Below are 25,513 nucleotides of genomic sequence, written 5' to 3' on the forward strand. Positions count from 1 at the left end.
ATGGGACTCTGGATCGACACCGACATGGGCTTCGATGACATCGCGGCCATTCTGGTGGTCCGTCATGCCGGCCTCGAGATCGACGGCATTTCCCTGGTCTTCGGCAACACCCCGCTTCCGCAGGTCTGCCGCAATGCCGGCGGCGCGGCACAGACCTTCGGCTGGCGCTACAAAACCTATGTCGGGCGCGAGCGGCCGGTGATGGGCAGACTGGAAACGGCCGAGGCAATCCTTGGTGAGACGGGCATTCCGACTCTTGGCTCCACACTGCCTCACGCCGAATTCGTGTCGGATGGCCCGGCCTTTGCAGCGCTCTGCGACTGGCTGGAAACGACCGAAACACCACGCCGCATCCTGGCGCTCGGCCCGCTCACCAACCTGGCGGCGCTCATGCTGGCACGACCCGATCTCGCCGCCCGCATTGATGACCTGACCTGGATGGGCGGCGGCCTCACCCGCGGTAACCACACCGCCTCCGCCGAGTTCAACGCGCTGGCCGATCCGGAAGCGGTCGCCATCTGCCTTGCCCATGGGCTGCCGCTGCGCATGGTGGATCTCGACCTCTGCCGGAAAGTTCTGGCAGCGCCAGCCGACGTCGTGCCGATCCGCAGTGCCCGTGGGCGCAATGCGGGCCTGATCGCCGACATGCTGGGCGGTTTCATCGATATCGCCATATCGCGTGGCCGCTCCTCGATGGCGCTCTATGATCCCGCGGCTGCCGTCGCCTTTGCTTATCCCGACCTCGTCCGTTTCCAGAAGGCGCGGATCGACATCGAATGCGGCGGCACGCTCACCCGCGGACGCACTGTAGTGGAAACGCGCGAGACACACGGCAGCTTCAACGCCGAATTTGCAGCCGACTGCGATGCGACCGCCGTGCGCGCGACCATCCTTGAGGCTCTCCGCGAAGAGGCATCCCGATGATCGCCGGCAGCCGAACCGAGCCAGCCGATCTCCATGACGCGGATCTGCGCAGCCGCGCTGTTGCCGCTGCGCGTGGCGACACACCTTTCGACCGACTGATCATCAATGGCACGGTCGTCGATATGGTGACCGGCGAATGCCGCAAGGCCGATGTCGGTGTGGTCGGTCCGTTAATAGCAAGCGTGCATGCTCCGGGTAGCCGGACCGATGCGGCCGAGACTTTCGACGCGGCCGGCGGCTTCATTACTCCCGGCCTGATCGACACCCATATGCACATCGAAAGTTCGATGGTGACACCGGCGACCTATGCCGCCGCCGTGCTTTCGCGCGGGGTGACGACCATCGTCTGGGACCCGCATGAATTCGGCAATGTGCATGGCGTCGACGGCGTTCGGTTCGCAGCAGAAGCCGCTCGTTCGCTTCCGCTCAGGATGATCCTGCTTGCGCCCTCCTGCGTGCCCTCCGCACCTGGCCTGGAACTGAACGGCGCCGATTTCGACGCGAGCGTGATTGCCGAGCTTCTCTCCTGGCCGGAGATCGGCGGCATTGCCGAGGTCATGACCATGCAGGGCGTAATTGCCCGGGAGCCGCGCATCAGCGGCATCCTGCAGGCGGGTCTCGCGGCAGAAAAGCTCGTCTGCGGCCATGCGCGCGGATTGGCGGGCGACAGGCTGGCCGCCTTCATGGCGGCAGGCATCACCTCCGACCACGAACTGATCTCCGGCGAGGATCTTCTCGACAAGCTGCGCGCCGGACTGACCATCGAGCTGCGCGGCTCGCACGATCATCTGCTGCCGGACTTCGTCGAGGCACTGAACCGGCTCGGCCACCTGCCGCAGACGGTGACGCTGTGCACCGACGACGTGTTTCCCGATGACCTCCTCGCCGGTGGCGGTCTGGATGATGTGGTGCGCCGGCTGGTGCGCTACGGCTTGAACCCCGTGTGGGCGCTGCAGGCGGCGACCCTGAACGCCGCGCGCCGGCTGGGCCGTGACGATCTTGGCCTGGTGGCGGTCGGCCGGCGTGCCGATCTTGTCATCTTCTCCGATCTGACCGAGTTCGACGCAGCACTGGTGATCGTCAACGGCGAACCGATCGCGAGGGATGGCGTATTGCTGCAACCTTTGACGGAGACTGACACATCCGCGCTCACCGGGTCGATGAAAATCGCCCCGCTGTCGGCCGATGACTTCCGGGTACCGGCCACGGGGACACGGGTTCGGATCGCCACCATCGACCGCCCGCGCTTCACGCAATGGGGCGAGACGGAAGCCTCGGTCGAAGACGGTTTCGTCGTGCCGCCGCAAGAGACGACGCTGATTGCGGTTGCCCATCGGCATGGGCGTGCCGACAGCCGGCCCCGGGTCGGGTTCCTCCGCGGCTGGGGAACATGGCGCGGCGCATTCGCCACTTCCGTTTCGCATGACAGCCACAACCTGACCGTTTTCGGCGGCAATCCGGACGATATGGCCGTGGCGGCGAATGCCGTGATCGAAGCCGGCGGCGGCATGGCGGTCGCCTTCGAGGGCAAGGTTACGGCATGCCTGCCCCTGCCGCTCTCCGGTCTCGTTTCGGGCGCGTCGCTCGACGACATTGCCCGTGGTTTCTCGGCAGTTCGCGCCGCGATGGACGAGATCCTTGACTGGCAGCCGCCCTATCTGGTGTTCAAGGCCTGCTTCGGCGCGACCCTGGCCTGCAATGCCGGGCCGCACCAGACGGATCGCGGCATTGCCGATGTCGTCACAGGCAGTCTTCTCGACAGTCCGGTTCTCTGATCAGCCGAAATCGGGATCGCCACCCTCGGTTTCGGCCACCATCTGGCAAAGCACACACTGGGGTACCGCTTCCAAAGAGGTGTAACGCCACTGCGGATTGCGGTCCTTGTCGATGATCACGGCGCGGATTCCCTCGACGAAATCCCCGTGCTCCAGCACGCGCGAGACAAAACGGTATTCGTTGCGCAGGGCTTCCGGCAGGGTTTTGGCCGCCCGGACCGCCCAGAGTGTGCAGAACAGCGAGATGGGCGACGCCTTGACGATCGCCTCATGCGCTTTCACCGCCCACTCGGCCTCTTCTTCCGCCAGAACGTCGCGGATGGCTTCGACGGTCGGGCCGGAGAAGATACGCGCGACATCCAGGAGCCGGGTTTCCAGGACCGAGGCCGGGGCCGGGATTTCGAAATGGCCGATCGCATCGACATCTCCCGTCTCGATCAGCCGAGCCTTCAACTCGGGAAGTCGCTCCCGCGGCACATAATGATCGGCAAAGCGGGCGTAGACTGCGTCTGCGCCGTTCATCCGGGTGCCGGTGAGGCCGAGATATTCGCCAAGCCGCCCGGGGGCCTGGCGCAGGAGGTAGCTCCCGCCGACGTCCGGGATCAGGCCGATCGCGCATTCGGGCATCGCGACCACCGAATGCTCCGTGACGATGCGGTGCGAGCCATGCGCAGAAATGCCGACGCCGCCGCCCATCACGATGCCGTCCATGAACGGCACATAAGGTTTTGGAAAACGATCGATCATGGCATTCAGGCGGTATTCGTCGCGCCAGAAATCATTGCCTGACTGGTAATCGCCGCTCTTGCCGTAGTGGTACATGGCAGTGAGATCACCGCCGGCGGAAAATGCCTTTTCGCTGTCGGCATCGATCAACACCATGGCAATGGCGGGATCCTCCGCCCAGGCGCCAAGCACCTCCGTCATCCGATCGACGATCGTGCGATTGACGGCGTTCAGAACCTTGCCGCGCGTCAACGTGATGCAGCCCACGCGGCCCTCGACACGGACCCGCAAGTCCTCTTCGTCCACAGCCACCTTGTCCTCCCTGCCTGACCTTTTACGTCGACCTGTCCCATCGGGGCCGGCGCTTTTCGAAAAAAGCCGCAACGCCCTCCCGTGCTTCATCCTGTTCCCAGGTATCGGCGAGCGCAATGATACTTTCTTCGATCTTTCCAGAATTCAGGCTGCGGGACAAGGACCGGATGAGCGCCTTGGCAGATGCCACCGCCCCCGGAGCCGTCGCAAGGTACAGTTCAGCCTCCGCCAGGGCCTCGGCCATCAGGGTTCCGTCGTTCACCACCCGCGAAACGATGCCGAGTTCGACGGCTTCCGGCGCCGCAAACCGTTTGCCGGACATAAAGACGCGCCGCGCCGGCCCCTCCCCCATCCGGGCCACCACATAGGGACCGATCGTGGCCGGGATCAGCCCGAGCCGTGTCTCGGTCAGGCCGAACAGGGTGTCGGGGGTCGCAAGGACCAGATCGCAGATGCAGGCCATGCCGACGCCGCCGCCAAAAGCACTGCCGTGGATCGCGCCGATCAGCGGCTGCGGCAGGCTGTTCAGTGCCCCCAGCATATGGGCGAGCTTGCGTGCCTCGGCCATCCTCGTCTCGCGATCCGCCGCCATCTGCTGGCGCATCCAGTCGAGATCACCGCCCGCACAAAACGCAGCACCCTCGCCGGAGAGAATGATCGCCCGCCAGTCGCGACGGCTCTCGGCCATGCCGGCAAACGCGGTCAGGTCAGCGATCATCTGAGCCGACAGTGCGTTGCGTTTTTCCCGCCGGTTCAGCCGAAGCTGAACGATGCCGCGGGAATCGATATCGACCTTGATCGTTTCGCTCATGCTCCCCTCCTCAGGCTTTTGGCAAAGGCGGCCGCCTCATCCAGCGCGTCGAAATCAAGGCCCGTGCCAAACCCCAGTCTTGCCAGATGCCGGGCGACCGCTTCCGTTGCCACGTTGCCGGCCGCACCGGGCGCATAAGGGCAGCCACCCAGCCCGCCGATCGCCGCATCGAAGATACGCAGACCCTTGTCGAGCGCCACATCGATGTTCTGCTGCGCCAGGCCGCCGGTATCGTGGAAATGGCCCGCCAGTCTATCCGCCGGGATCTCCGCCAGCACCGCCTCCAGCATATCGCGCACGGCCTCCGGCGTGCCGCGACCAAGCGTTTCGCCCAGCGAGATTTCATGGCAACCGAGCGCGGCAAGGTCGGACGCCACCTTGGCCACCTGGGCGGGTGCGACCTTTCCGTCAAAGGGGCAATCAGTAACGACGGAGACATAGCCGCGCAGGCGAAGCCCGTCGGCCAGCACCGCTTCCGCGACCGGCGCCAGCCGCTCGAAACTCTCGGCAATCGAGGCATTCAGATTGGCACGGCTGAAGCCTTCCGAAGCGGAAACGAAGATCGCCACCTCGTCGGCGCCGGCGGCACGGGCCGCCTCGTAGCCTTTCAGATTGGGGGCCAGCACGGCGTAAGCGAGACCGGCGCGGCGCGGCAGGCCGGCCATAACCTCTGCCGCGTCGGCCATTTGCGGCACCCATTTCGGGCTGACGAAGCTGGTGGCCTCGATACGGTTGAAACCGCAGGCGGCGAGCTTTTCGATCAGGGCGAGCTTGTCCGCCGTTGCGATCAACTGCTTTTCGTTCTGCAGCCCGTCGCGCGGTCCGACCTCGTAGATTTCCACAGTCTCAGCCATGAGGAGAATCCTGCGGCTCGAGCTGCACGAGCGGATCGCCGGCTGCGATCTGCACACCTTCGCGGACAAACACCTCCGCCACGCGCCCGGCGCGCGCGGCCTTCAGCGTGTGTTCCATCTTCATGGCTTCCAGCACGCAGAGCGGCTGGCCCGCTTCGACCTCCTGTCCGGCCGCCACGAACAGCGCGCGCACCAGCCCTGGCATCGGGGCGAGCGTCACGTCGCTGCCCATACCCGCAGCCGCGTCCCGGTTCAGCGGGTCGTGCCGCTGGAAGCTTGCGGTGGCGCCTTGTGCAAAGACATGGATGCCATCGGCTTCCACCACCTTTAGGCCGCCCTCTCCTGCCAATGTCCAGTGCCATCCATCGAGCGCGGCCCGGAACTCCTGATCGCCCACACGAAGACGGGCGGTCTGCGGACCGTCCAACATCAACTCCACCTCGATCCGCTCACTGCCTTTCTCCAGCGTGATGCGCTGCGTGAGCGGTGCCCAGAGCGAAAAGCCGGTGAGCGGATGCGCGGGCAGCGCCGCGACATGCAGAGCGGCCGCGGCGGCCATGGCAGATACCAGCCGATCATCCTCCGGCTTTTGCACGAGGCTCGCGAGGTCGCGGCCAATCAGGCCGGTATCCACCTCGCCCCGCGTAAAACCTTTATGCCGCGCAAGGGCGGCGAGGAAGGTGAGATTGGTGACGGTGCCCGCCACCTCAGTTTCATCCAGCACCCGGCCGAGTTTCGACAGTGCGATATCCCGTGTCGGACCGTGGGTGATGATCTTGGCGATCATCGGGTCATACCAGGGCGAGATCTCGTCGCCGCTCTGCACACCGGTATCGGCACGGCAGTTTTCCGGGAAGGAAAGATGCGCCAGCCTGCCGGTGGCCGGCAGGAAACCCGCTGCCACATCTTCCGCATAAAGCCTCGCCTCAAACGCATGCCCCATAAGGCGGATATCCTCCTGCCGCAGCGGCAGGGGCTCGCCGCTTGCCACGAGCAACTGCCATTCGACCAGGTCCAGACCCGTGACGGCTTCGGTCACCGGATGTTCCACCTGCAGCCGGGTGTTCATCTCCATGAACCAGAAACGGTCGGGGCGCAGCCCCTCCGAACCATCGAGGATGAACTCGATCGTGCCCGCACCGGAATAACCGATGGCTTTTGCCGCCCGCACCGCAGCCGACCCCATGGCCTCCCGCATCGCAGCCGTCATGCCCGGCGCTGGCGCTTCCTCGATCACCTTCTGGTGACGGCGCTGCAGCGAGCAATCCCGTTCGAACAGATGCACGGCGTCGCGCCCGTCGCCAAACACCTGCACCTCGATGTGACGGGGGGCGGAGACGTATTTTTCGATCAGCACCGCCTCATTGCCGAAGGCGTTCGCCGCTTCGGCCTTGGCGGCCCGCAGTGCATCGGCAAATTCCCCAGCGTTTTCGACACGCCGCATGCCCTTGCCGCCGCCGCCGGCGACTGCCTTGATCAGCACCGGATAACCGATGCGGCCCGCCTGTTCGGCGAGAAAACCGCCGTCTTGGTTGTCGCCGTGATAGCCGGGCACCACGGGCACGCCTGCCTTTTCCATCAGCGCCTTGGCGGCATCCTTCAGCCCCATGGCGCGGATGGCCTTGGCCGAAGGGCCGATAAAGACGAGGCCGGCCTTTTCCACCGCATCGACGAAATCCGGATTTTCCGAAAGAAAACCATAGCCCGGATGAATGGCTTCGGCTCCCGTCTCAAGGGCAACGGCAATAATGGCATCGCCCTTCAGATAGCTGTCCTTCGGGGCCGCACCGCCGATCGCCACCGCCTGATCGGCGAGGGTGACATGCAGCGCGTGGCGATCGGCATCCGAATAGACGGCGACCGTCGCGACACCCAGTTTGCGGGCGGTCTTGATGATGCGGCAGGCGATTTCGCCGCGATTGGCAATCAGGATCTTGCGAAACATGGTCTTGTCCTCCGATCCCGGTTACATGCGGAACAGGCCGAAACGGGTATCCCTGATCGGCGCGTTGAGGCTGGCGGACAAAGACAGCGCGAGAACCTCACGCGTCTTGCGCGGATCGACGATGCCATCATCCCACAACCTGGCGGAGGCGTAGAGCGGGTGGCTCTGGCGCTCGAACATCTCCAGCGTCGGACGCTTGAAGTCCGCTTCCTCGTCGGCGCTCCAGGTGCCGCCCTTGCGTTCGATCCCCTCGCGGCGGACGGTCGCGAGAACACCGGCCGCCTGTTCGCCGCCCATCACGGAAATTCGGGAATTCGGCCAGGTCCAGAGGAAACGCGGCGAAAAGGCACGCCCCGCCATGCCGTAATTGCCGGCGCCGAACGAACCGCCGACCAGCATGGTGATCTTCGGCACCGCGGTGGTCGCCACCGCCGTCACCATCTTGGCGCCGTGCCGGGCAATGCCTTCGTTCTCGTATTTGCGGCCCACCATAAAGCCCGTGATGTTCTGCAGGAAGACAAGCGGAATGCCGCGCTGCGAGCAGAGTTCGACAAAATGCGCACCCTTCTGCGCGCTTTCGGAAAACAGCACGCCGTTGTTGGCGACGATGCCGACCGGGCAGCCCATAATATGCGCGAAACCGCAGACCAACGTTTCGCCGAAGCGCGCCTTGAACTCATCGAACCGGCTGCCATCCACCACGCGGGCAATCACCTCGCGGATATCATAGGGCGTACGCAGATCCGCCGGCACCACGTCCAGCAACTCGTCGGGATCATAGGCCGGCTCTTCCGGCACCTGCCATTGCACCGTCTGCGGTTTGTGCCGGTTGAGATGCGAAACGGCACGGCGGGCGAGCGCCAGTGCATGGGCATCGTCCTCGGCAAGATAATCCGCCACGCCGGAAAGCCTCGTGTGCACGTCGCCGCCGCCGAGATCCTCGGCGCTGACCACCTCTCCGGTCGCCGCTTTCACCAGCGGCGGGCCGGCCAGAAAGATCGTGCCTTGGTCACGCACGATGATCGAGACATCCGACATGGCCGGAACGTAAGCGCCGCCCGCCGTGCAGGAGCCCATGACGACGGCGATCTGGGCAATGCCCTTGGCGCTCATCTGCGCCTGATTGAAGAAGATACGGCCGAAATGATCGCGATCGGGAAACACCTCGTCCTGGTTCGGCAGATTGGCGCCGCCGCTATCCACCAGATACAGGCAGGGCAGATACGAGGCCTCGGCAATCTCCTGGGCACGCAGGTGTTTCTTCACCGTCATCGGGTAATAGGTGCCGCCCTTCACCGTCGCATCATTGGCGACGATCATCACCTCCTGCCCCTCGACACGGCCGATGCCGGCAATCATGCCGGCGGCAGGCGCCGCACCGTCATACATGTCATACGCCGCCGTGGCGCCGATTTCGAGAAACGGCGAGCCAGGATCGATGAGGTTTGCAACGCGCTCGCGCGGCAGCATTTTTCCGCGCGCGGCATGACGGCGTTTTGCCTCTTCGCCACCGCCCTCAGTGGCCAGCGTGGCCGCAGTGCGGATCGTCTCCAGCATGGCCAGATGCGCGGCGCGGTTTTTCCTGGCGCTGTCGGAGCCGGGGATATGGTGGGATATCAGTTTCATGCGGCTCCTCCAGCCGTTGCACGCAAGGACGACGGCGAACCGTCAGGCCATGGCGGCCATCAGTTCCCGGCCGATCAGCATGCGGCGGATCTCGGATGTTCCCGCGCCGATTTCCATCAGCTTGGCATCGCGGAACAGGCGGCTCACCACGCTATCGGCGAGGAAGCCCGCGCCGCCCAGCGCCTGCACCGCCTGATGCGCCTGCACCATGGCCTGTTCGCTGGCATAGAGTACGGCACCCGCCGCATCCTGGCGGGTCACCTCGCCGCGGTCGCAAGCCTTGGCCACCTCGTAGACATAGGCGCGCGCCGTGTTCAGCGCCACATACATATCGGCGATCTTGCCCTGCATGAGCTGGAAACTGCCGACCGGCTGGCCGAACTGCTCGCGGGTCGCCACATAGGGCATCACCTCGTCCAGGCAGGCGGCCATGATGCCGAGCCCGATGCCGGCCAGCACGACCCGCTCGAAATCCAGCCCCGACATCAGTACGCGCACACCCCGGCCCTCTTCGCCCAGCACGTTTTCGAACGGCACTTCCACATCATCGAAGATGAGTTCGGCGGTGTTGGAACCGCGCATGCCGAGCTTGTCGAAATGCGGGCTGGTGGAAAACCCTTTCATGCTTTTTTCGACGATGAAGGCGGTGATGCCCTTGGACCCCGCCTCCGGATCGGTCTTGGCATAGACCACCAGCGTATCGGCATCAGGGCCGTTGGTGATCCAGTATTTGTTGCCCTTCAGCACGTAATAGCCATTGCGCTTGGTGGCCCTCAGCTTCATCGACACGACATCCGAGCCGGCGCCGGGTTCTGACATGGCAAGCGCCCCGACATGGTCTCCAGAAACGAGTCCGGGCAGGTATTTCTGCTTCTGAGCGTCAGACCCGTTCAGCTTGATCTGGTTGACGCAGAGATTGGAATGGGCGCCATAGGACAAGCTGACCGAGGCGGAGGCGCGGGCGAGTTCCTCCACCGCCACCGTGTGGGCGAGATAACCCATGCCGGAACCGCCATAGGTCTCGCTGACCGTGATGCCGAGCAGGCCGAGCTCTCCCATTTCCTTCCACAGACTGTTGGGAAAGCTGTTGGAGCGATCCACCTCGGCGGCGATCGGTTTCAGCCTCTCCTGCGCCCAGGCGTGAACGGTCTCCCGGAGCGCTGCGACATCCTCCCCGAGATCAAAGCGCATCGTGGCGTGAAACATGGGTTCCTCCTCATTTTGGCGCCATGCGGAGCGCTCCATCCAGACGGATGACCTCCCCGTTCAGCATGGCATTTTCGATGATGTGGCGCACAAGCGCTGCATATTCCGAAGGCTCTCCCAGCCGCGACGGAAAGGGCACGGAAGCGCCGAGCGAATCCTGCACCTCCTGCGGCATGCCGGCCATCATCGGCGTCTTAAAGATGCCGGGTGCTATGGTCATGACCCGGATGCCGTGACGGGCAAGCTCGCGCGCCATCGGCAGTGTCAGGCCGGCAACGCCGGCCTTGGACGCCGCATAGGCCGCCTGGCCAACCTGACCGTCAAAGGCGGCAATCGAGGCGGTGTTGATGATGATGCCCCGTTCTCCGCCGGCATTCGGCGCGGACTTTGCAATGGCTTCGGCGGCGAGACGCGCCATGTTGAAGGTGCCAATCAGATTGATGGAAACGGCGCGGGCAAAACTTTCCAGCCGGTGCGGGCCCTCGCGACCCAACACCTTTTCGCCGGGCGCGACACCGGCGCAATTGACGAGCCCGTGCAGGCCGCCGAAGACGCTTTCGGCAAGCGCCACCGCCGCCTTGCCATCCTCCTCGCGCGTCACGTCGGTCAAAGCGAAGCGGACCGCCTCCCCCAGCCGGGCAGCCGCTGCCGCACCGGCCGCTTCATCCCGGTCGGCGATCACCACCCGGGCGCCGGCTGATACCAGCATCTCGGTCGTGGCGGCGCCAAGCCCGGAAGCCGCGCCGGTGACGATGAAACTCCTCCCCGCAATCTCCATGGCTCACCTGTTCTTGAAATCGGCGGGACGACGCTCGACGAAAGCCTTCATGCCTTCCGCCCGGTCTTCCAAGGCGAAGGTGGACTGGAACAGACGGCGCTCCAGCAGCAGGCCTTCGGCAAGCGTGGTCTCGAAGGCGCGGTTGACGGCTTCCTTGGCCATGGCGGCGACCGGTTGCGACATGCCGGCGATCACGGCGGCGACCTTCACCGCCTCCTCAACCAGATCGGCCGCAGGGAAAACGCGGCTGACGAGACCGCAGCGCTCGGCTTCCGACGCATCCATCATGCGACCGGTCAACACCATGTCCATTGCCTTCGACTTGCCGACGAAACGGGTCAGCCGCTGCGAACCACCCATGCCCGGAATGGTGCCGAGCTTGATTTCCGGCTGGCCGAATTTGGCGGTGTCGCCGGCCAGGATGAAATCGCACATCATGGCGAGTTCGCAACCGCCGCCAAGCGCAAAACCGGCGACGGCTGCGATGATCGGCTTGCGGCGGCCGGTAAACAGCGACCATTCGGCAAACCGGTCCGCCACCGCCACGTCCTGGAAGGTCAGCGCCTGCATTTCCTTGATGTCGGCGCCGGCGGCAAAGGCCTTTTCCGAACCGGTCAGCACAAGGCAGCCGATCTCCGGATCGGCATCGGCCTCCGCCGTCACGGCAATCAGTTCGCGGGTGACCGTGGCATTCAGCGCATTCAGCGCTTCCGGCCGGTTGAGGCGGATCAGCAGGACGCGGTCGCGCCGTTCGGTCAAAATGGTCTCATAGCTCATGGGGATCTCCTCTGCCGGCCTCGCTCACACCTCGGAGAGAACCGAGCGCGCGATGATGAGGCGCATGATTTCGTTCGTGCCTTCCAGGATCTGGTGGACGCGCAAGTCGCGGACGATCTTCTCCACGCCGTAATCCGCCAGATAGCCGTAACCACCGTGCAATTGCAGCGCGCGGTTCGCAACCTCGAAACCGGCATCCGTCACATGCTTTTTGGCCATGGCGCAAAGCCGCGTTGCCTCCGGCAGTTTTGCGTCGAGCGCGGCTGCCGCCCGCCACAGAAAGGTGCGCGACACCTCAAGCTCGGTCGCCATTTCGGCGATTGCGAACTGCAGGGCCTGGAACTCGTTGAGCTTCTGGCCGAAGGCCTTGCGTTCGGCGGTATAGGCAACTGCCTTGTCGAAGGCCGATTGTGCACCACCCAGCGAGCAGGCGGCAATCGAGGTGCGTCCGCCGTCGAGCGCCTCCATGGCGAGCTTGAAGCCAGCGCCCTCCGGCCCGAGCATGGCATCCGCTTTCACCCGCACGCGGTCGAGCATCACGGTACGGGTCGGCTGGGCATTCCAGCCCATCTTCTTTTCGTTCGCCCCGAAAGTGAGGCCGTCTGCGCCCTTCTCGACCAGGAAGGCCGAGATGCCCTTGGGCCCCGGCCCGCCGCTGCGGACCATCACCACGTAGAGATCGGTGGCGCCGGCGCCGGAGATGAACATCTTCTGGCCGGTCAGCAGATAGTCGTCGCCATCGCGTTCGGCACGCGTGGTGAGGGCCGCGGCATCCGAGCCGCAGGCGGGTTCGGTCAGGCAATAGGAGGCGAGGATCTCGCCGGCGCAAAGACGCGGCAGATAGCTTGTCTTCTGCGCTGCGCTGCCATGTTTATCGATCATGGTGGCGACCATGTTGTGGATCGACAGATAAGCGGAAATCGCCGCGCAGCCAGTTGCCAGCGCCTCATAGATCAGCACGGCCTCGACCCGACCAAGACCGGAGCCGCCATGCTCTTCCGAGACCATGATGCCGCCGAGCCCAAGGGCCGCGGCGTTACGGATCACATCGACGGGGAAATGCCTTGCCTGGTCCCACTCCAGCGCCTGAGGTGCGATCTCGTCGCGGGCGAAATTTTCGGCCATCTCGCGGATGGCGGCCTGTTCTTCGGTCAGTGAAAAATCCATGGGCTCAATCCATTGTCTCAAGCGCAAGTGCGGTCGCTTCGCCGCCGCCGATGCAGACACTTGCCACGCCGCGCCGGCCACCACGGGCCTTCAGCGCGGCCAGTAGCGTCACGAGGATGCGCGCACCAGACGCGCCGATTGGGTGGCCGAGCGCGCAGGCGCCGCCGTTGACGTTGACCTTGTCGGCGGGCAGATCGAGATCGCGCATGGCGGCCATGGCCACCACCGCAAAGGCCTCGTTGATCTCGAACAGGTCCACCGTGCCCGCCGACCAGCCTGTCCGTTCGAAGAGTTTTGTCATGGCGCCGATGGGCGCGGTCGGGAAAAGCCGCGGTTCGTTGGCGTAACTGGCATGGCCGATGATGCGGGCGAGCGGCGAAAGCCCCCGCCGCTCCGCCTCGTCTGCGGTCATCAGGACAAGGGCCGCCGCGCCATCGCTAATCGAAGATGAATTGGCGGCCGTGACCGTGCCATCCGCACGAAAGGCCGGCTTCAGCTGCGGGATCTTGTCGGGCCGTGCATTGCCGGGTTGTTCGTCAATGGAAACAGTCGTGGCGCCGCCCTTGCCGGCAACAGGAACGGCGGCGATCTCGCCGGCGAACCGGCCTTCGCTAATGGCGGCCTTTGCGCGCGACAGAGACTGCAGCGCATAGGCATCCTGCGCCTCGCGGGTGAACTGATAGTCCTCGGCGCAATCCTCCGCAAACGTGCCCATCAGCCGGCCACGGTCATAGGCATCCTCCAGACCGTCCAGGAACATGTGGTCGATCACCCGGCCATGGCCCATGCGATAGCCACCGCGTGCTCGGTCGAGCAGGTACGGCGCATTCGACATGCTCTCCATGCCACCGGCGACCATCACATCCGCCTGACCGGCGAGGATCGCATCATGCGCCATCATCACCGTCTTCATGCCGGAACCGCACATCTTGTTGACGGTGGAGGCGGGTGTGGAAACCGGCAGGCCCGCACCGAGCGCTGCCTGACGCGCCGGCGCCTGGCCCTGACCGGCCGGCAGAACGCAGCCCATCAGGACCTCGTCGACGCCGGAAGTCTCGAGCCCAGCCCGTTCCAACGCCGCTGAGATCGCGACCGCGCCGAGTTCCGCCGCCGTCTTGGTGCCCAAAGCGCCCTGAAACCCGCCCATCGGCGTTCTTGCCGCACCGACAATGACCACGTCATGCCGCATCATCTTCTCCTCCTGCCATGAGGGCCGCAGCCCCCATGCCTCATCTCCCGATGACAGATCTAAGCCTCTCTGCGCGAGGCGAACAGGGGGGCGACGCTTCGCCGCTCCCTTATCCGACGAAAGCCGGGCTCAATCATAGCTGCGGCGATCCTCAATCACCTTGCCGTCGTTCGGCAAGGCACCCGGCGGCAGAAGCTCCACCTGACCGCGCATCTTGAGGGTCGCCACGATGCTTTGTTCGTAGAGCGCCGGGTTCGTCGCGCGCGTCTCGATCTGCACCGTCATGACGTCCATCTCGCCCTCGCGGCTCGCCACCACCCGGGCTCGGGCGATCTCATCGTGGCGGGCAACCAGTTGCGCCACCTGTTCAGGACGTACGAACATGCCCTTGATCTTCGTTGTCTGGTCGGCGCGGCCCATCCAGCCCTTGATCCGGCGGTTGGTGCGCCCGCAGGGGCTTGATCCGGGCAGGATGGCCGAGAGATCGCCGGTGGCGAAGCGCACCAGCGGATAATCAGGGTTGAGCGAGGTGACGACCACCTCGCCCACCTCGCCATCCGGCACGGGGCGGTCGGAACCGGGCCGCACAATCTCGACGATGACGCCCTCATCCAGGATAAGCCCTTCCATGGCCGGCGATTCATAGGCGATATTGCCGAGATCCGCCGTTGCGTAGACCTGCAGGCAGTGGATGCCGCGCTCAGCGTAATATTGCCTGAGGCTCGGGAAAAGCGCACCCCCGGAGACCGCCGCCCGGCGGATCTTCAGCTGTTCGCCCATATCCTCCGCCTTTTCTAGGATCACCTTCAGGTAATCCGGCGTGCCCGCATAGACCGTGGTGCCGATATCGGCGGCGGCGCGCACTTGCAGTTCCGTCTGGCCGGTGCCAGCCGGCAGAATAGCCGCGCCAACGGCCCGCGCGCCGTTTTCGAAGATCATGCCGGCCGGGGTGAGGTGATAACCGAAGCAGTTGTGGACGATATCACCGGGACCGACGCCGAGCGCATGCAGGAAGCGGCCCATGCGCCACCAGTCATGGCTCACGCCGCCCGGCTCATAGATTGGCCCTGGCGACTGGAAATAATGAACAATGTTGCCCACCGGCAGGTTGCCGAACGGCGGCTTGACCTTCTGACGTTCGGAAATATCCGCCTTACGCAGAACCGGCAGGTTGGAGAGTTCCGACAGCACTTCCAGCGGCGCCTGCCCATGCCGGGCCAAAAGGCTGTTGAGCGCTTTCAACTGGTCGGCTTCGCGCTCGTCCTGCGAACGGGTTTCGAGGTGATCGAAATGGCTCATGGTCGATGTCCTTGCCTCTGCCGCGCTCATGCCAGCCACCGTTTGCGGCGACGATAACTTCGGACATCACGGAAGCTGTTGCGCCCCTTGTCCGACATGCCGAGATAAAATTCCTTGACGTCCGGGTTCTCGCGCAGGTCCTTGGCCGGTCCGTCCATCACCACACGCCCGCTTTCCAGGATGTAGCCGTAATGGGCGTAGCGGAGCGCGACATTGGTGTTCTGCTCGGCGAGAAGGAAGGTCACCCCCTCCCCTTCATTGACCGCCTTGACGATCTCGAAGATCTGCTCGACCAGTTGCGGGGCAAGCCCCATGCTGGGTTCGTCGAGCAGGATGGTTTCCGGCCGGCTCATCAAAGCCCGGCCGATCGCGGTCATCTGCTGCTCACCGCCGGAGGTATACCCGGCCTGCGATTTGCGCCGCTCCTTCAGCCGCGGGAAATAGGTGTAGACCATGTCGAGGTCGCGCCGGATCTCGGCGCTGCTGCTGCGGCGCGTATAGGCGCCGGTCATCAGGTTCTCCTCGACTGTCAAATGCTCGAAGCAGTGGCGCCCTTCCATGACCTGGATGACGCCGCGGCTGACGAGATCGGCCGGCGACAGGTCCTGCACGCGGTCGCCGCGATAGACGATCGAGCCCTTGGTCACCTCGCCGCGTTCGGATTTCAGGAGATTGGAGATCGCCTTCAGCGTCGTCGTCTTGCCGGCGCCATTGCCGCCGAGCAGCGCCGTGATGCCGCGCTTGGGCACGGACAGGCTGACGCCCTTCAGCACGAGGATGACGTGGTTGTAGATCACCTCGATATTGTTGACCTCCAGAAGCGTCTGGTCGGTGGTTGTGGCATTCAGCATGGGTATCGTCCCGGCGAGAGGTTTTTGGGGCTGCCCCGGCGGATCATCCGGGGCAGCCGAAGGCTCATGTGCGGCTTACTTGCAGCGTTCGGCGATGTTATTTTCCTTCGCGTAAGCCGCGGAATCCTCCATGATCAGCGGCGTCAGCACGTCGTCATCCGGCGCGATGAAATCGGTGACGAGGCTCCATTTCTTCGCCTTGGCATCCCATTGTTGGATCAGGGCCGCACCCGGTCCGCCGTGATCGGCGCAGGTGGCCTTGAAGGGCTGGCCGAATTTCGGCAGGCCAAGCTCGGCCATGCGCGCCTCGGTGATTTCCAGCTGTTCGAAACCGTTGCGCAGATCGGCCGCGGTAATCGCCGCCTTGCCGGAGATCGCCTGTGCCTTGCGGATCGCTTCAGAGATCACCAGCGCCGCATACATGCCGCGCGAATAGAGAACCGAACCGACCTGATCGCCAGCACCGCTCGCCTTGCCGGCGTCGATCACGTATTTCTTGATGTCCTGGTAGACGGGGTAGTCCATGCCCGTGCCGTGCATGGCGAGCGACTTGTAGCCATCTGCGCCCATCCCGGCCGGTAGAACGTCGTTTTCCGAACCCGACCACCAGACACCGATGAAGTTCTTCATCGGATAGTTGATGTTGGCCGCCTCCTGGATGGCCACGGCATTCATCACGCCCCAGCCCCACATCACCACGTAATCCGGTTTTTCGCGACGGATCTGCAGCCACTGGCTCTTCTGCTCCTGACCCGGATGATCAACCGGCACCTGTACGAGGGTAAAGCCGTGTTTCTTTGAGAGTTCCGTCAGGGTGCGGATCGGCTCCTTGCCATAGGCCGAGTTGTGGTAGACGAGCGCGATCTTCTTGCCCTTCAGGTCACCCTTGTTCTCGTTGAGCAGGTAACGGATGGCGACGCTCGCTGCGTCCCAGTAGTTGGAAGGATAGTTGAACACCCATTCGAAGACCTTGCCATTGGCGGCCGAGGTACGGCCATAACCCGGCGTGTAGAGCGGGATGCCGTCGGCTGCGGTCTTCGGGATCAGCTGATAGGTGATGCCGGTCGACAGCGGGTTATAGACGAGCGCGCCGCCGCCCTTGGTCGCCTCATAGCATTCGACGCCCTTTTCGGTGTTATAGGCCGTTTCGCATTCGCGGATCACAACCTTTTCCCCGCCAATGCCGCCATCGCGCTGGTTGAGCAGGGTGAAATAGTCGTTGAAGCCATCGGCATAAGGAATGCCGCCGGGCGCATAGGGCCCCGTGCGGTAGGACAGGTTGGGGACAATCAGATCCGCGGAAGCCGGCATGCTGGTCATCAGCATGGTGGCGGCCGCCAGGGCTGCAAGCGCTTTCTTCATCTCATTTCCTCCCAGACAAAGATGAATTCACATTCCGATCCGCGACTGTTCGAGCCGCGGCATTCACTTCCGGCCTCCGCTCAATGCGGGAATGGCCACAGGCGCAGTTTCTCCTTCGCCACCCGCCAGAGCTGGTTCAGCCCATGCGGCTCGACGATCAGGAAAAAGATGATGAGGCCGCCGACGATCATCAGTTCGATATGGGCGGCAAGATCGGTCGCCCAGCCGAACTGGCCGACCAGGATGTTCTTCAGGAGCACCGGCAGGAGAACCAGGAAGGCCGCACCGGCAAAGCTGCCAAAGATCGAGCCGAGACCGCCGATGATGATCATGAACAGCACGAGGAAGCTCTTCTGAATGCCGAAGGCCTCGCCCACTTCCACCGCGCCGAGATAAACCGAGAAGAACAGCGCGCCGGCAATGCCGATATAGAAGGACGAGACGGCGAAGGCCGAGAGTTTCGCCGTGAGCGGATTCACCCCGATGATCTCGGCGGCGATGTCCATGTCGCGGATCGCCATCCAGCGGCGGCCGACGGAACCACGCGTCAGGTTGCGGGCAAGCCAGGCGAGCGCAAAGAGGATGATCAGGCAGAAGAGGTATTTGGCCCAGGCCGGGGTTCCTGCCCCCGTGACCGCGATGCCGAACATCATACGTTCCGGTGCGGTGATCTGGCCCGAGGCCGAGTAGTTGTAGAACCACGGCACCTTGTTGAACAGCCAGACGAGGAAGAACTGTGCGGCGAGCGTCGCAACCGCCAGATAAAAGCCCTTGATCCGGAGGCTCGGCAGGCCGAACAACACGCCGACACCGGCGGTGATGAAACCGGCGAGAGCCACATGGATGACGAAGGGCACGTCCGGCATGGCCGTCATCAGCTTGTAGCAGGCATAGGCACCGACCGCCATAAAACCGCCCGTGCCGAGACTGACCTGGCCGCAGTAACCGGTCAGGATGTTGAGCCCGATCGCCGCGATCGCATAGATGAGGAACGGCACGAAGACCGCGTTTGCCCAGTAATCATTGATCAGGAAGGGCACCACGCCGAAGGCAATCGCCACCACGATGTAATAGCGGATGCGGTCGAACTTGATCGGAAAGGTCTGGCTGTCGGCCACATAGCTTGTCTTGAAATCACCGGCCTCACGGTACAGCATGATCTCACACCCTTTCGATGATGCGTTCGCCGAACAGGCCCTGCGGCCGGAAGACGAGGAAGACGAGCGCCAACACGTAGGCGAACCAGTTTTCGGTGGCGCCGCCGACCAGCGGGCCGATCAGGAATTCGAAGAGCTTTTCGCCCATGCCGATGATCAGGCCGCCAACGATGGCGCCGGGAATCGAGGTGAAACCGCCGAGCATCAGGACCGGAAGGGCTTTCAGCGCGATCAGCGACAGGCTGAACTGCACGCCGGATTTCGAGCCCCACATGATGCCGGCGACCAGCGCCACGATGCCGGCAATCGACCAGACGAGCACCCAGATGAAGCGCAACGAGATGCCGACCGAAAGTGCCGCCTGGTGATCGTCCGCCACGGCGCGCAGCGCGCGGCCCTGCTTGGAATATTGCGAGAAGAGGGTCAGCGCCGCCACCAGCAGGGCAGCGACGATGGCCGCCACGATATCCAGACGGTCGATGAAGAAGCCATAACCGAACCAGTCGCTGGTCAGGCTCTCGATCGTCTCGTCAATGCCCTTGGGAAGCCCGACATCGAGCGATTTCAGGTCGGAACCCCACATCACGTCGCCAAAACCTTCGAGAAAATAGGCAAGCCCGATGGTGGCCATGAACAGGATGATCGGCTCCTGGTTGACGAGGTGCTTCAGGATGTAGCGTTCCACCAGAACTGCGAGCAGCGTCATGATTGCCGCGGTGATCAGGATCGCGACCAGGGCCGGCACCTTGAAGCCGAAGGTGTGGAAGCTGGTCCCGAAGATCGCGTTGATCAGGTGGGCGAAGGGCACCTGGCCTTCCATGATGCCGACCAGCGTCAGCGCGGCAAACAGCGCCAGCACCCCTTGCGCATAGTTGAAGATGCCGCTCGCCTTGAAGATCAGCACAAAGCCGAGCGCGACGAGCGCATACATAATGCCTGCCATCAGGCCGTTCAGCATCACCTCGAGGGCGTAAAAGACAGTCTCCGGCATCAGAAAGCCCTCCCTGTCGTGCTCACATGGCCATACCGATGATCACTCATGCGACACCCCCAGATAGGCATCGATAACCGCCTGGTTGTTGCGCACCTCGTCGGGCGTGCCGTCGCCAATCTTCTTGCCGTAATCCATCACCACCACCCGGTCGGAGAGGTCCATGACGACGCCCATGTCGTGCTCGATGAGCGCGATCGTCGTGCCGAACTCGTCGTTGACGTCGAGGATGAAGCGGCACATGTCCTCCTTCTCCTCGACATTCATGCCGGCCATCGGCTCGTCGAGCAGCAGCAGTTTCGGTTCGGCGGCGAGCGCGCGCGCCAGTTCGACACGTTTCTTCAGACCATAGGGAAGCCGCCCGACCGGTGTCTTGCGGATCGCCTGGATTTCGAGGAAATCGATGATCTTCTCGACCTTTTCGCGATGCGCCGTCTCTTCGCGCTCGGCAGAACCCCACCAGAAAGACTGCGCCAGCAGACCGGTTTTCATCAGTGTCAGGCGGCCGGTCATGATGTTGTCGAGCACGCTCATGCCGTCGAAGAGAGCAATGTTCTGGAAGGTGCGGGCAATGCCCTGGCGCGCCACCTCGTAAGGCTTCATCTGCGGGCGGCGCGCGCCGCGAAACCAGACTTCGCCTTCCTGCGGCACGTAGAAGCCCGAAATCACGTTCAGCATCGAGGACTTGCCGGCGCCGTTCGGGCCGATGATCGAGCGGATTTCGCCCTCGCGGATGTCAAAGCTGATATCGGTGATGGCCTTCACGCCGCCGAAGCGCAGCGTGATGTTCTTCATTTCCATCAGGACGGCGCCGATCTTCCGGCCGTCCGCCGTCATGGTGTAGCTCGAAAGCGGGATCTGCGCGTTCATGCGGCCGCCCTCCGCTCGACGGTGGCGAGGGTTGCGGCATCGGCAATCTTCAGCGTTGCCTTCAGCACGCCCTTGCGGCCATCCTCATAGGTGACTTCCGTCTCGGTGCTGATCACCGTCGAGCCATCGTAGAGGGCGGCGATCAGATCGGCATATTTGTCGGCGATGATGTTGCGGCGAACCTTGCGGGTGCGGGTCAGTTCGCCGTCATCGGCATCCAGCTCCTTGTGCAGGATCAGGAAACGGTGGATCCGGCAGCCGGCGAGCATGCTGTCGGCGGCGACCGAGCGGTTCACCTCCTCCACATGGCCGCGGATCATCTCGTAGACCTGCGGGTGACCGGCGAGTTCCTGGTAGCTTGAATAGGCGATATTGTTGCGTTCCGCCCAGTTGCCGACCGCCGTAAGATCAATGTTGATGAAGGCGCAGCAGCGGTCGCGCCCGGCGCCGAACACCACAGCCTCCAGGATATTGGGATAGAATTTCAGCTTGTTCTCGACATATTTCGGGGCAAACAGGCTGCCATCCGCCATGCGGCCGACATCCTTGGCGCGGTCGATGATGCGCAGATGCCCCGTCTGCGGCTCGAAGAAACCGGCGTCGCCGGTTGCGACCCAGCCTTCCGGATCCTTGGTGGAGGCGGTGCTGTCCGGGTTCTTGAAATATTCGACGAAGGTGCCGGGGCTGCGGTAGAAGACCTCGCCGGTCTCGGCAATCTTCACCTCGACACCCGGCGACGGCACACCGACGGTATCGGAACGCACCTCGCCATCGGGCTGCTGGGTGATGAAGACGCTGGCTTCCGTCTGGCCGTAGAGTTGTTTGAGGTTAATGCCGAGCGCGCGGTAGAAATCGAAAATCTCCGGGCCGATCGCCTCGCCCGCCGTGTAACCGACGCGGATGCGGCTGTAACCGAGCGTGTTCTTCAGCGGTCCGTAGACCATGAGATCGCCCAGCCGGTAAAGCAGACGGTCCGTGAAGGAAACCGGCCTGCCGTCGAGCATTGCCGGGCCCACTTTGCGCGCATGCGCCATGAAGGTGCGAAACAGCCACTGTTTGAAGGGTGCGGCATCCTCCATGCGGATCATCACATTGGTCAGCTGACCTTCGAAAACCCGCGGCGGTGCGAAGAAATAGCTCGGGCCGATTTCCCTGAGGTCCGTCATCATGGTGGCGGCGCTTTCCGGGCAGTTGACGCAGAAACCCGCCCACATCGCCTGGCCCATCGAAAAGATGAAGTCGCCCACCCAGGCCATCGGCAGATAAGCGAGGATTTCCTCCGACGAGGTCAGCCGGTCGAAATCGCAGGTATTGCGCGAGGTTTCGATGATGTTGCGATTGGAGAGGACGACACCCTTCGGTTTGCCGGTCGTGCCCGAGGTATAGAGCATCACGCAAGGATCGTCATAGGTGATGGCGGCGATGCGGGCATCGAGTTCCGCCTCGAAACGATGATGTGCCGCCTTGCCTTCGGTCAGCACGTCGGCCAGCGCATTCATGCGCGAATGGTCGTATTTGCGCATGCCGCGTTTGTCGACATAAACGACCTGGTCGATGCACTGGATGCGTTCCTGCACCTCGATCACCTTGTCGACCTGTTCCTGGTCGCCGCAGACGACAAAGCGGGCGCTGCAATGTTCGAGCACATATTCCGCCTCTTCGGCAACCGCATCCTGGTAGAGCGGCACCGGAACGGCGCCGCACATCTGTGCTGCCACGATCGACCAATAAAGCGAGGGACGGTTGCGGCCGACGACGGCGACGAAATCGCCGCGCTTCAGGCCAAGCGCCAGAAAACCCATGGCAAGCGCCCGCGTCTCGGCATGGGCCTCCTGCCAGCTCCAGACCTGCCAGATCCCGAATTCCTTTTCGCGATAGGCCGCACGATGCGGCAGCGTTCGCGCATTGCGTGCCATCAAGGCCGGAATGGAGACAAGGCCCGCCACGGGCTCTTGATCGGTCATGAATGTCCTCCCCTTGTGCCCTTTGTTCGGGCATGAGCGTGTCCGGTCTTTGCGCCGGTCTTCGTTCATGGGGGAGAACTTCAGCGTGAAGCGTTTCGCCAGTTTTTCCAAAACCTAACGAATTGTAACAACCGTGCATTGGCTCTTTCCCGGCACGATCCCGGATGCTAGCGATGGATCAGGGAGAGTTCGGATGCCAATATCCGGGGAGGAGCATAACGGCCTCATGCGAACGGGGCTGAACCTGATCAACCAGGCGTTGTCGATCTTCGACAGCGAGCTGAAACTTGCGGTCTGCAATCGCCGCTATCAGGTGATGTTCGATCTGCCGGATGCCTATGTCACGCCGGGCGTGAGCTTCGAAAAAACGATCCGCCTTCTCGTGCAGCGGGGCGAATATGGCCCGGTGGACGACGAGGACGAGGCGGTTCGCCAGCGTGTGCGCACAGCCCAGGCTTTTGCGCCGCATTACATGGAACGGCTGCGCTCGAACGGCCGCTGGGTCTCGGTCGAAGGGTTTCCGCTGCCGCAGGGCGGCTGGGTGACGGTTTATACCGACATTACCGAGGTGAGAACCCAGCAACAAATGCTGCGCACACGCTCGGTCGAACTGTCCGAACAGCTGCTGTCGAACACCGAACACCTGTCCGAGACGATCCGCGAGCTGTCAGCTGCCAATACGGCGCTGCAGGCGGCGAAAAACCAGCTGGCCGAGATGGAGGCGCGCACGCGCCTGACCACGGAAATGATGCCGGCCCATATCGCCCATGTCGATTGCAAACTCCGTTACACCTATACCAATCGCCGCCTGTCCTCCGTCATACCCGGCCGCCCCTCCGACATCATCGGGCTGACCGGTTACGAGGCGCTGGGAGCTGCCTCCTTCGCCCGCATCAAACCGCACCTTTTGCGGGCACTTGAGGGCGAATCCTCCGTCTGCGAGTTCACCGACGAGGAATCCGGCCGGCGCATTCGTACCGCGTTCAATCCCGATCGGATCGGCGACGGGCCGATCAACGGCGTCTATATCCTGTCCACGGACATTACCGAAGAAAGCCAGGCGCGCGCTGCCGTGCTGCAGACCCGCAAACGGGAGCTTGCCGCGCAGCTGACCTCCGGCCTCGCGCATGATTTCGCCAACCTGCTGACGGTGATCCTCGGCCTGCAATCGCGGCTGGAGCAGATGGAGCTGCCGCCGGGCGCGGCGGATCTTGTCACCGGCACGCTTGCCGCCGCACGCCGGGGCGGCACGCTCATCGACCGCATCGCCTCGATGTCCGGCCAGAAGGCACAACGCCCCGAACCGGTGGATGTGCCGCGTTTCCTCAAGGATCTCTGCCTGCTGGCAGGTCCCGCCTTGCCGGATCATGTCACGCTCTGCGTGCAAAGCGCCGAATTCGTGAAGCCGCTGGTGCTGGATGCCGGCGCGCTGCAGGATTCGCTGCTGAACCTCATCTTGAACGCCAAGGATGCGATTGGTGCTGCGCCCGGCGCGATCGACATTCGCGCCCGTAGCATTCACGATACCTGGGTGGAGTTTTCGGTCTCCGATACCGGCTCCGGCTTTTCGCCAACGGCGCTGGCGCATGCCTTCGATCCCTTCTTCACCACCAAAGGCGGCGAAGGCTCCGGGCTCGGCTTATCGATGGTCTATGATCAGGCAACGATTGCCGGCGGCACGGTGCGGCTGGAGAACCGGCCGGAGGGCGGCGCGCGGGTGGAGCTGCGGGTTCCTTATCGCGAGGCGGTTCTCGCCGACCGGCAACAGCTGGTTCTTCTCGTCGAAGACAATGACGATATCCGCGAAAGCGTGCGCGACATGCTGCGATCGCTCGGCCATTCCGTCGTCGAAGCGGCGAATGCCGACGAAGCCGAAAACCTGGCCGACCTGCCGGAACTGGACATGGTGCTCACCGATCTCCACCTCAAGGGAACACGCAATGGACTGGAACTCGCCGAAAGCCTCAGCACCCGGCGGAAGCTGCCGGTGGGCGTCATGACCTCGCTTCCCGCTGCCGCATTGCTGCGCAGGGCCGCCGGAGAGCGGTTCCCGCTTCTTCCAAAACCCTTCGATGACCGGGCTCTTGCCCATTTCCTCGCGGGGGTGGCCGGATGACCGAACCGCTCGTCGCAATCCTTGATGACGAACCGCAGATCCGCGCCGTCCTCTCGGATGCCCTTACCGAAGCCGGCTTCCGCACCATGACCTTTGCCCGCGCCGGCGAATTCGAGGCCGCCCTGAAACGCTGTGTGCCGGATGTCTGCCTCGTCGATCTCGGCCTGCCGGATCGCGACGGGCTGCTGCTCGTTCATCGCCTGGCGCTCGATTCTGGTGCGGCGATCATCATCATTTCGGGCCGGGCCCAGGTGCAGGACCGGGTGATGGGGCTGGAGCTTGGTGCCGATGATTACATCATCAAACCCTTCGAGCCGGCCGAAATCGTCGCGCGGGTGCGTGCCCGCCTGCGCAAGGGTCGACAGGCCACAGAGCGGACGACCCAGATTGCCCGCTTCGACGGCTGGACGGCCCTCTTCGACAGCTACACGCTTGTCTCCGAAACCGGCGAGCAGGTCTCGTTCTCCAATGCGGAAGGTCAGGTGCTGCGGCTGTTTCTGGAGCGTCCGCGCCGGCTGATCTCCCGAACGCAAATGCAGGAGGCGCTGGGCGGGGCAGCCGGGGAAAGCTTCGACCGCGCCATGGATGTGCGCATTTCCCGCCTGCGCACAAAGCTCGGCGAGGACCCAAAGAACCCGGCGCTGATCAAGACGATCTACGGCGCCGGTTACATCTTCCTTGGCGATGTTCACTGGGAATGATGGCTCCCGCCAGACGAGATATCGAAAACGACGATAGGCGCGGCAAAAGAGCCTGTGACGCGGCGCGTCAGACTTCGGCAAAATTATGTTCAAAAGGTTGCCGAACCTAGCA

21 protein-coding genes are annotated in these 25,513 nt (G+C 63.6%); 4 read left to right on the plus strand and 17 right to left on the minus strand.

From position 1 onward, the window contains the following. Both OU993_RS16500 and OU993_RS16505 read left to right on the plus strand, forming a co-directional pair. Window positions 1-924 (plus strand): nucleoside hydrolase, encoded by a 924-nt coding sequence (locus OU993_RS16500; protein ID WP_268159219.1) that lies wholly within the window; start codon window positions 1-3, stop codon window positions 922-924. Further along, window positions 921-2,699: an adenine deaminase gene (locus OU993_RS16505; RefSeq protein ID WP_268159221.1), complete on the plus strand. Its 1,779-nt coding sequence runs from the start codon at window positions 921-923 to the stop codon at window positions 2,697-2,699. The genes OU993_RS16500 and OU993_RS16505 overlap by 4 nt, the downstream gene beginning before the upstream one ends. On the opposite strand, the gene OU993_RS16510 is transcribed toward OU993_RS16505, so the two are convergent. The 17 genes from OU993_RS16510 to OU993_RS16590 all read right to left on the minus strand — a co-directional run bounded on the left by OU993_RS16510 (window position 2,700) and on the right by OU993_RS16590 (window position 22,584). After that, window positions 2,700-3,737: an enoyl-CoA hydratase/isomerase family protein gene (locus OU993_RS16510; RefSeq protein ID WP_268159223.1), complete on the minus strand. Its 1,038-nt coding sequence runs from the start codon at window positions 3,735-3,737 to the stop codon at window positions 2,700-2,702. 22 nt (window positions 3,738-3,759) lie between these two features. Further along, window positions 3,760-4,548, minus strand: coding sequence for a crotonase/enoyl-CoA hydratase family protein (locus OU993_RS16515; RefSeq protein WP_268159225.1), 789 nt, complete (start codon window positions 4,546-4,548; stop codon window positions 3,760-3,762). Further along, a complete protein-coding gene (locus OU993_RS16520) occupies window positions 4,545-5,402 on the minus strand; it encodes a hydroxymethylglutaryl-CoA lyase (RefSeq protein WP_268159226.1) in 858 nt (285 codons plus the stop codon). Before OU993_RS16520 ends, OU993_RS16515 begins: the two co-directional genes overlap by 4 nt. Next, window positions 5,395-7,347 carry an acetyl/propionyl/methylcrotonyl-CoA carboxylase subunit alpha gene (locus OU993_RS16525; protein ID WP_268159228.1) on the minus strand — a complete coding sequence of 651 codons (1,953 nt, stop codon included), beginning with the start codon at window positions 7,345-7,347 and terminating at the stop codon, window positions 5,395-5,397. The genes OU993_RS16520 and OU993_RS16525 overlap by 8 nt, the downstream gene beginning before the upstream one ends. A 21-nt stretch (window positions 7,348-7,368) precedes the next feature. Beyond that, window positions 7,369-8,973 carry a carboxyl transferase domain-containing protein gene (locus OU993_RS16530; protein WP_268159230.1) on the minus strand — a complete coding sequence of 535 codons (1,605 nt, stop codon included), beginning with the start codon at window positions 8,971-8,973 and terminating at the stop codon, window positions 7,369-7,371. A 42-nt stretch (window positions 8,974-9,015) separates the two neighbouring features. After that, window positions 9,016-10,179 (minus strand): isovaleryl-CoA dehydrogenase, encoded by a 1,164-nt coding sequence (locus OU993_RS16535; RefSeq protein ID WP_268159231.1) that lies wholly within the window; start codon window positions 10,177-10,179, stop codon window positions 9,016-9,018. 10 nt (window positions 10,180-10,189) lie between these two features. Beyond that, window positions 10,190-10,957: a 3-hydroxyacyl-CoA dehydrogenase gene (locus tag OU993_RS16540; RefSeq protein WP_268159233.1), complete on the minus strand. Its 768-nt coding sequence runs from the start codon at window positions 10,955-10,957 to the stop codon at window positions 10,190-10,192. 3 nt (window positions 10,958-10,960) lie between these two features. Then, the gene (locus tag OU993_RS16545; protein WP_268159234.1) at window positions 10,961-11,734 is read right to left on the minus strand and encodes an enoyl-CoA hydratase; all 774 of its coding nucleotides are present in this window, start codon (window positions 11,732-11,734) and stop codon (window positions 10,961-10,963) included. Window positions 11,735-11,758: 24 nt separating this feature from the next. Then, window positions 11,759-12,901 (minus strand): acyl-CoA dehydrogenase family protein, encoded by a 1,143-nt coding sequence (locus OU993_RS16550; protein WP_268159236.1) that lies wholly within the window; start codon window positions 12,899-12,901, stop codon window positions 11,759-11,761. Window positions 12,902-12,905: 4 nt separating this feature from the next. Further along, entirely contained in the window at window positions 12,906-14,090 is a 1,185-nt protein-coding gene (locus tag OU993_RS16555; RefSeq protein ID WP_442792990.1) for an acetyl-CoA C-acyltransferase, read from the minus strand. 129 nt (window positions 14,091-14,219) lie between these two features. Beyond that, window positions 14,220-15,389 carry a phenylacetate--CoA ligase family protein gene (locus OU993_RS16560; protein ID WP_268159240.1) on the minus strand — a complete coding sequence of 390 codons (1,170 nt, stop codon included), beginning with the start codon at window positions 15,387-15,389 and terminating at the stop codon, window positions 14,220-14,222. 26 nt (window positions 15,390-15,415) lie between these two features. Then, the gene (locus OU993_RS16565) at window positions 15,416-16,240 is read right to left on the minus strand and encodes an ABC transporter ATP-binding protein (RefSeq protein WP_268159242.1); all 825 of its coding nucleotides are present in this window, start codon (window positions 16,238-16,240) and stop codon (window positions 15,416-15,418) included. A gap of 75 nt (window positions 16,241-16,315) precedes the next feature. Continuing rightward, entirely contained in the window at window positions 16,316-17,602 is a 1,287-nt protein-coding gene (locus tag OU993_RS16570) for an ABC transporter substrate-binding protein (RefSeq protein ID WP_268159244.1), read from the minus strand. 80 nt (window positions 17,603-17,682) lie between these two features. Beyond that, window positions 17,683-18,759, minus strand: a complete 1,077-nt coding sequence (locus OU993_RS16575; protein WP_268159246.1) for a branched-chain amino acid ABC transporter permease — start codon at window positions 18,757-18,759, stop codon at window positions 17,683-17,685. Between the two features lie 4 nt (window positions 18,760-18,763). Further along, complete coding sequence (locus tag OU993_RS16580; RefSeq protein ID WP_268159248.1) at window positions 18,764-19,750, minus strand: branched-chain amino acid ABC transporter permease; 987 nt, start codon at window positions 19,748-19,750, stop codon at window positions 18,764-18,766. Between the two features lie 42 nt (window positions 19,751-19,792). Then, window positions 19,793-20,587, minus strand: a complete 795-nt coding sequence (locus OU993_RS16585) for an ABC transporter ATP-binding protein (RefSeq protein ID WP_268159699.1) — start codon at window positions 20,585-20,587, stop codon at window positions 19,793-19,795. 29 nt (window positions 20,588-20,616) lie between these two features. Further along, a complete protein-coding gene (locus OU993_RS16590) occupies window positions 20,617-22,584 on the minus strand; it encodes an AMP-binding protein (protein WP_268159250.1) in 1,968 nt (655 codons plus the stop codon). 193 nt (window positions 22,585-22,777) lie between these two features. Between OU993_RS16590 and OU993_RS16595 the strand changes: the two genes are divergently transcribed. After that, window positions 22,778-24,700, plus strand: a complete 1,923-nt coding sequence (locus OU993_RS16595) for a PAS-domain containing protein (protein ID WP_268159252.1) — start codon at window positions 22,778-22,780, stop codon at window positions 24,698-24,700. Then, complete coding sequence (locus OU993_RS16600) at window positions 24,697-25,401, plus strand: response regulator transcription factor (protein ID WP_268159254.1); 705 nt, start codon at window positions 24,697-24,699, stop codon at window positions 25,399-25,401. The genes OU993_RS16595 and OU993_RS16600 overlap by 4 nt, the downstream gene beginning before the upstream one ends. Window positions 25,402-25,513 lie beyond the last annotated feature (112 nt).

Origin of the sequence: Rhizobium sp. SL86 (genome assembly GCF_026672545.1) — a bacterium.
Classification (GTDB): Bacteria; Pseudomonadota; Alphaproteobacteria; order Rhizobiales; family Rhizobiaceae; genus Neorhizobium.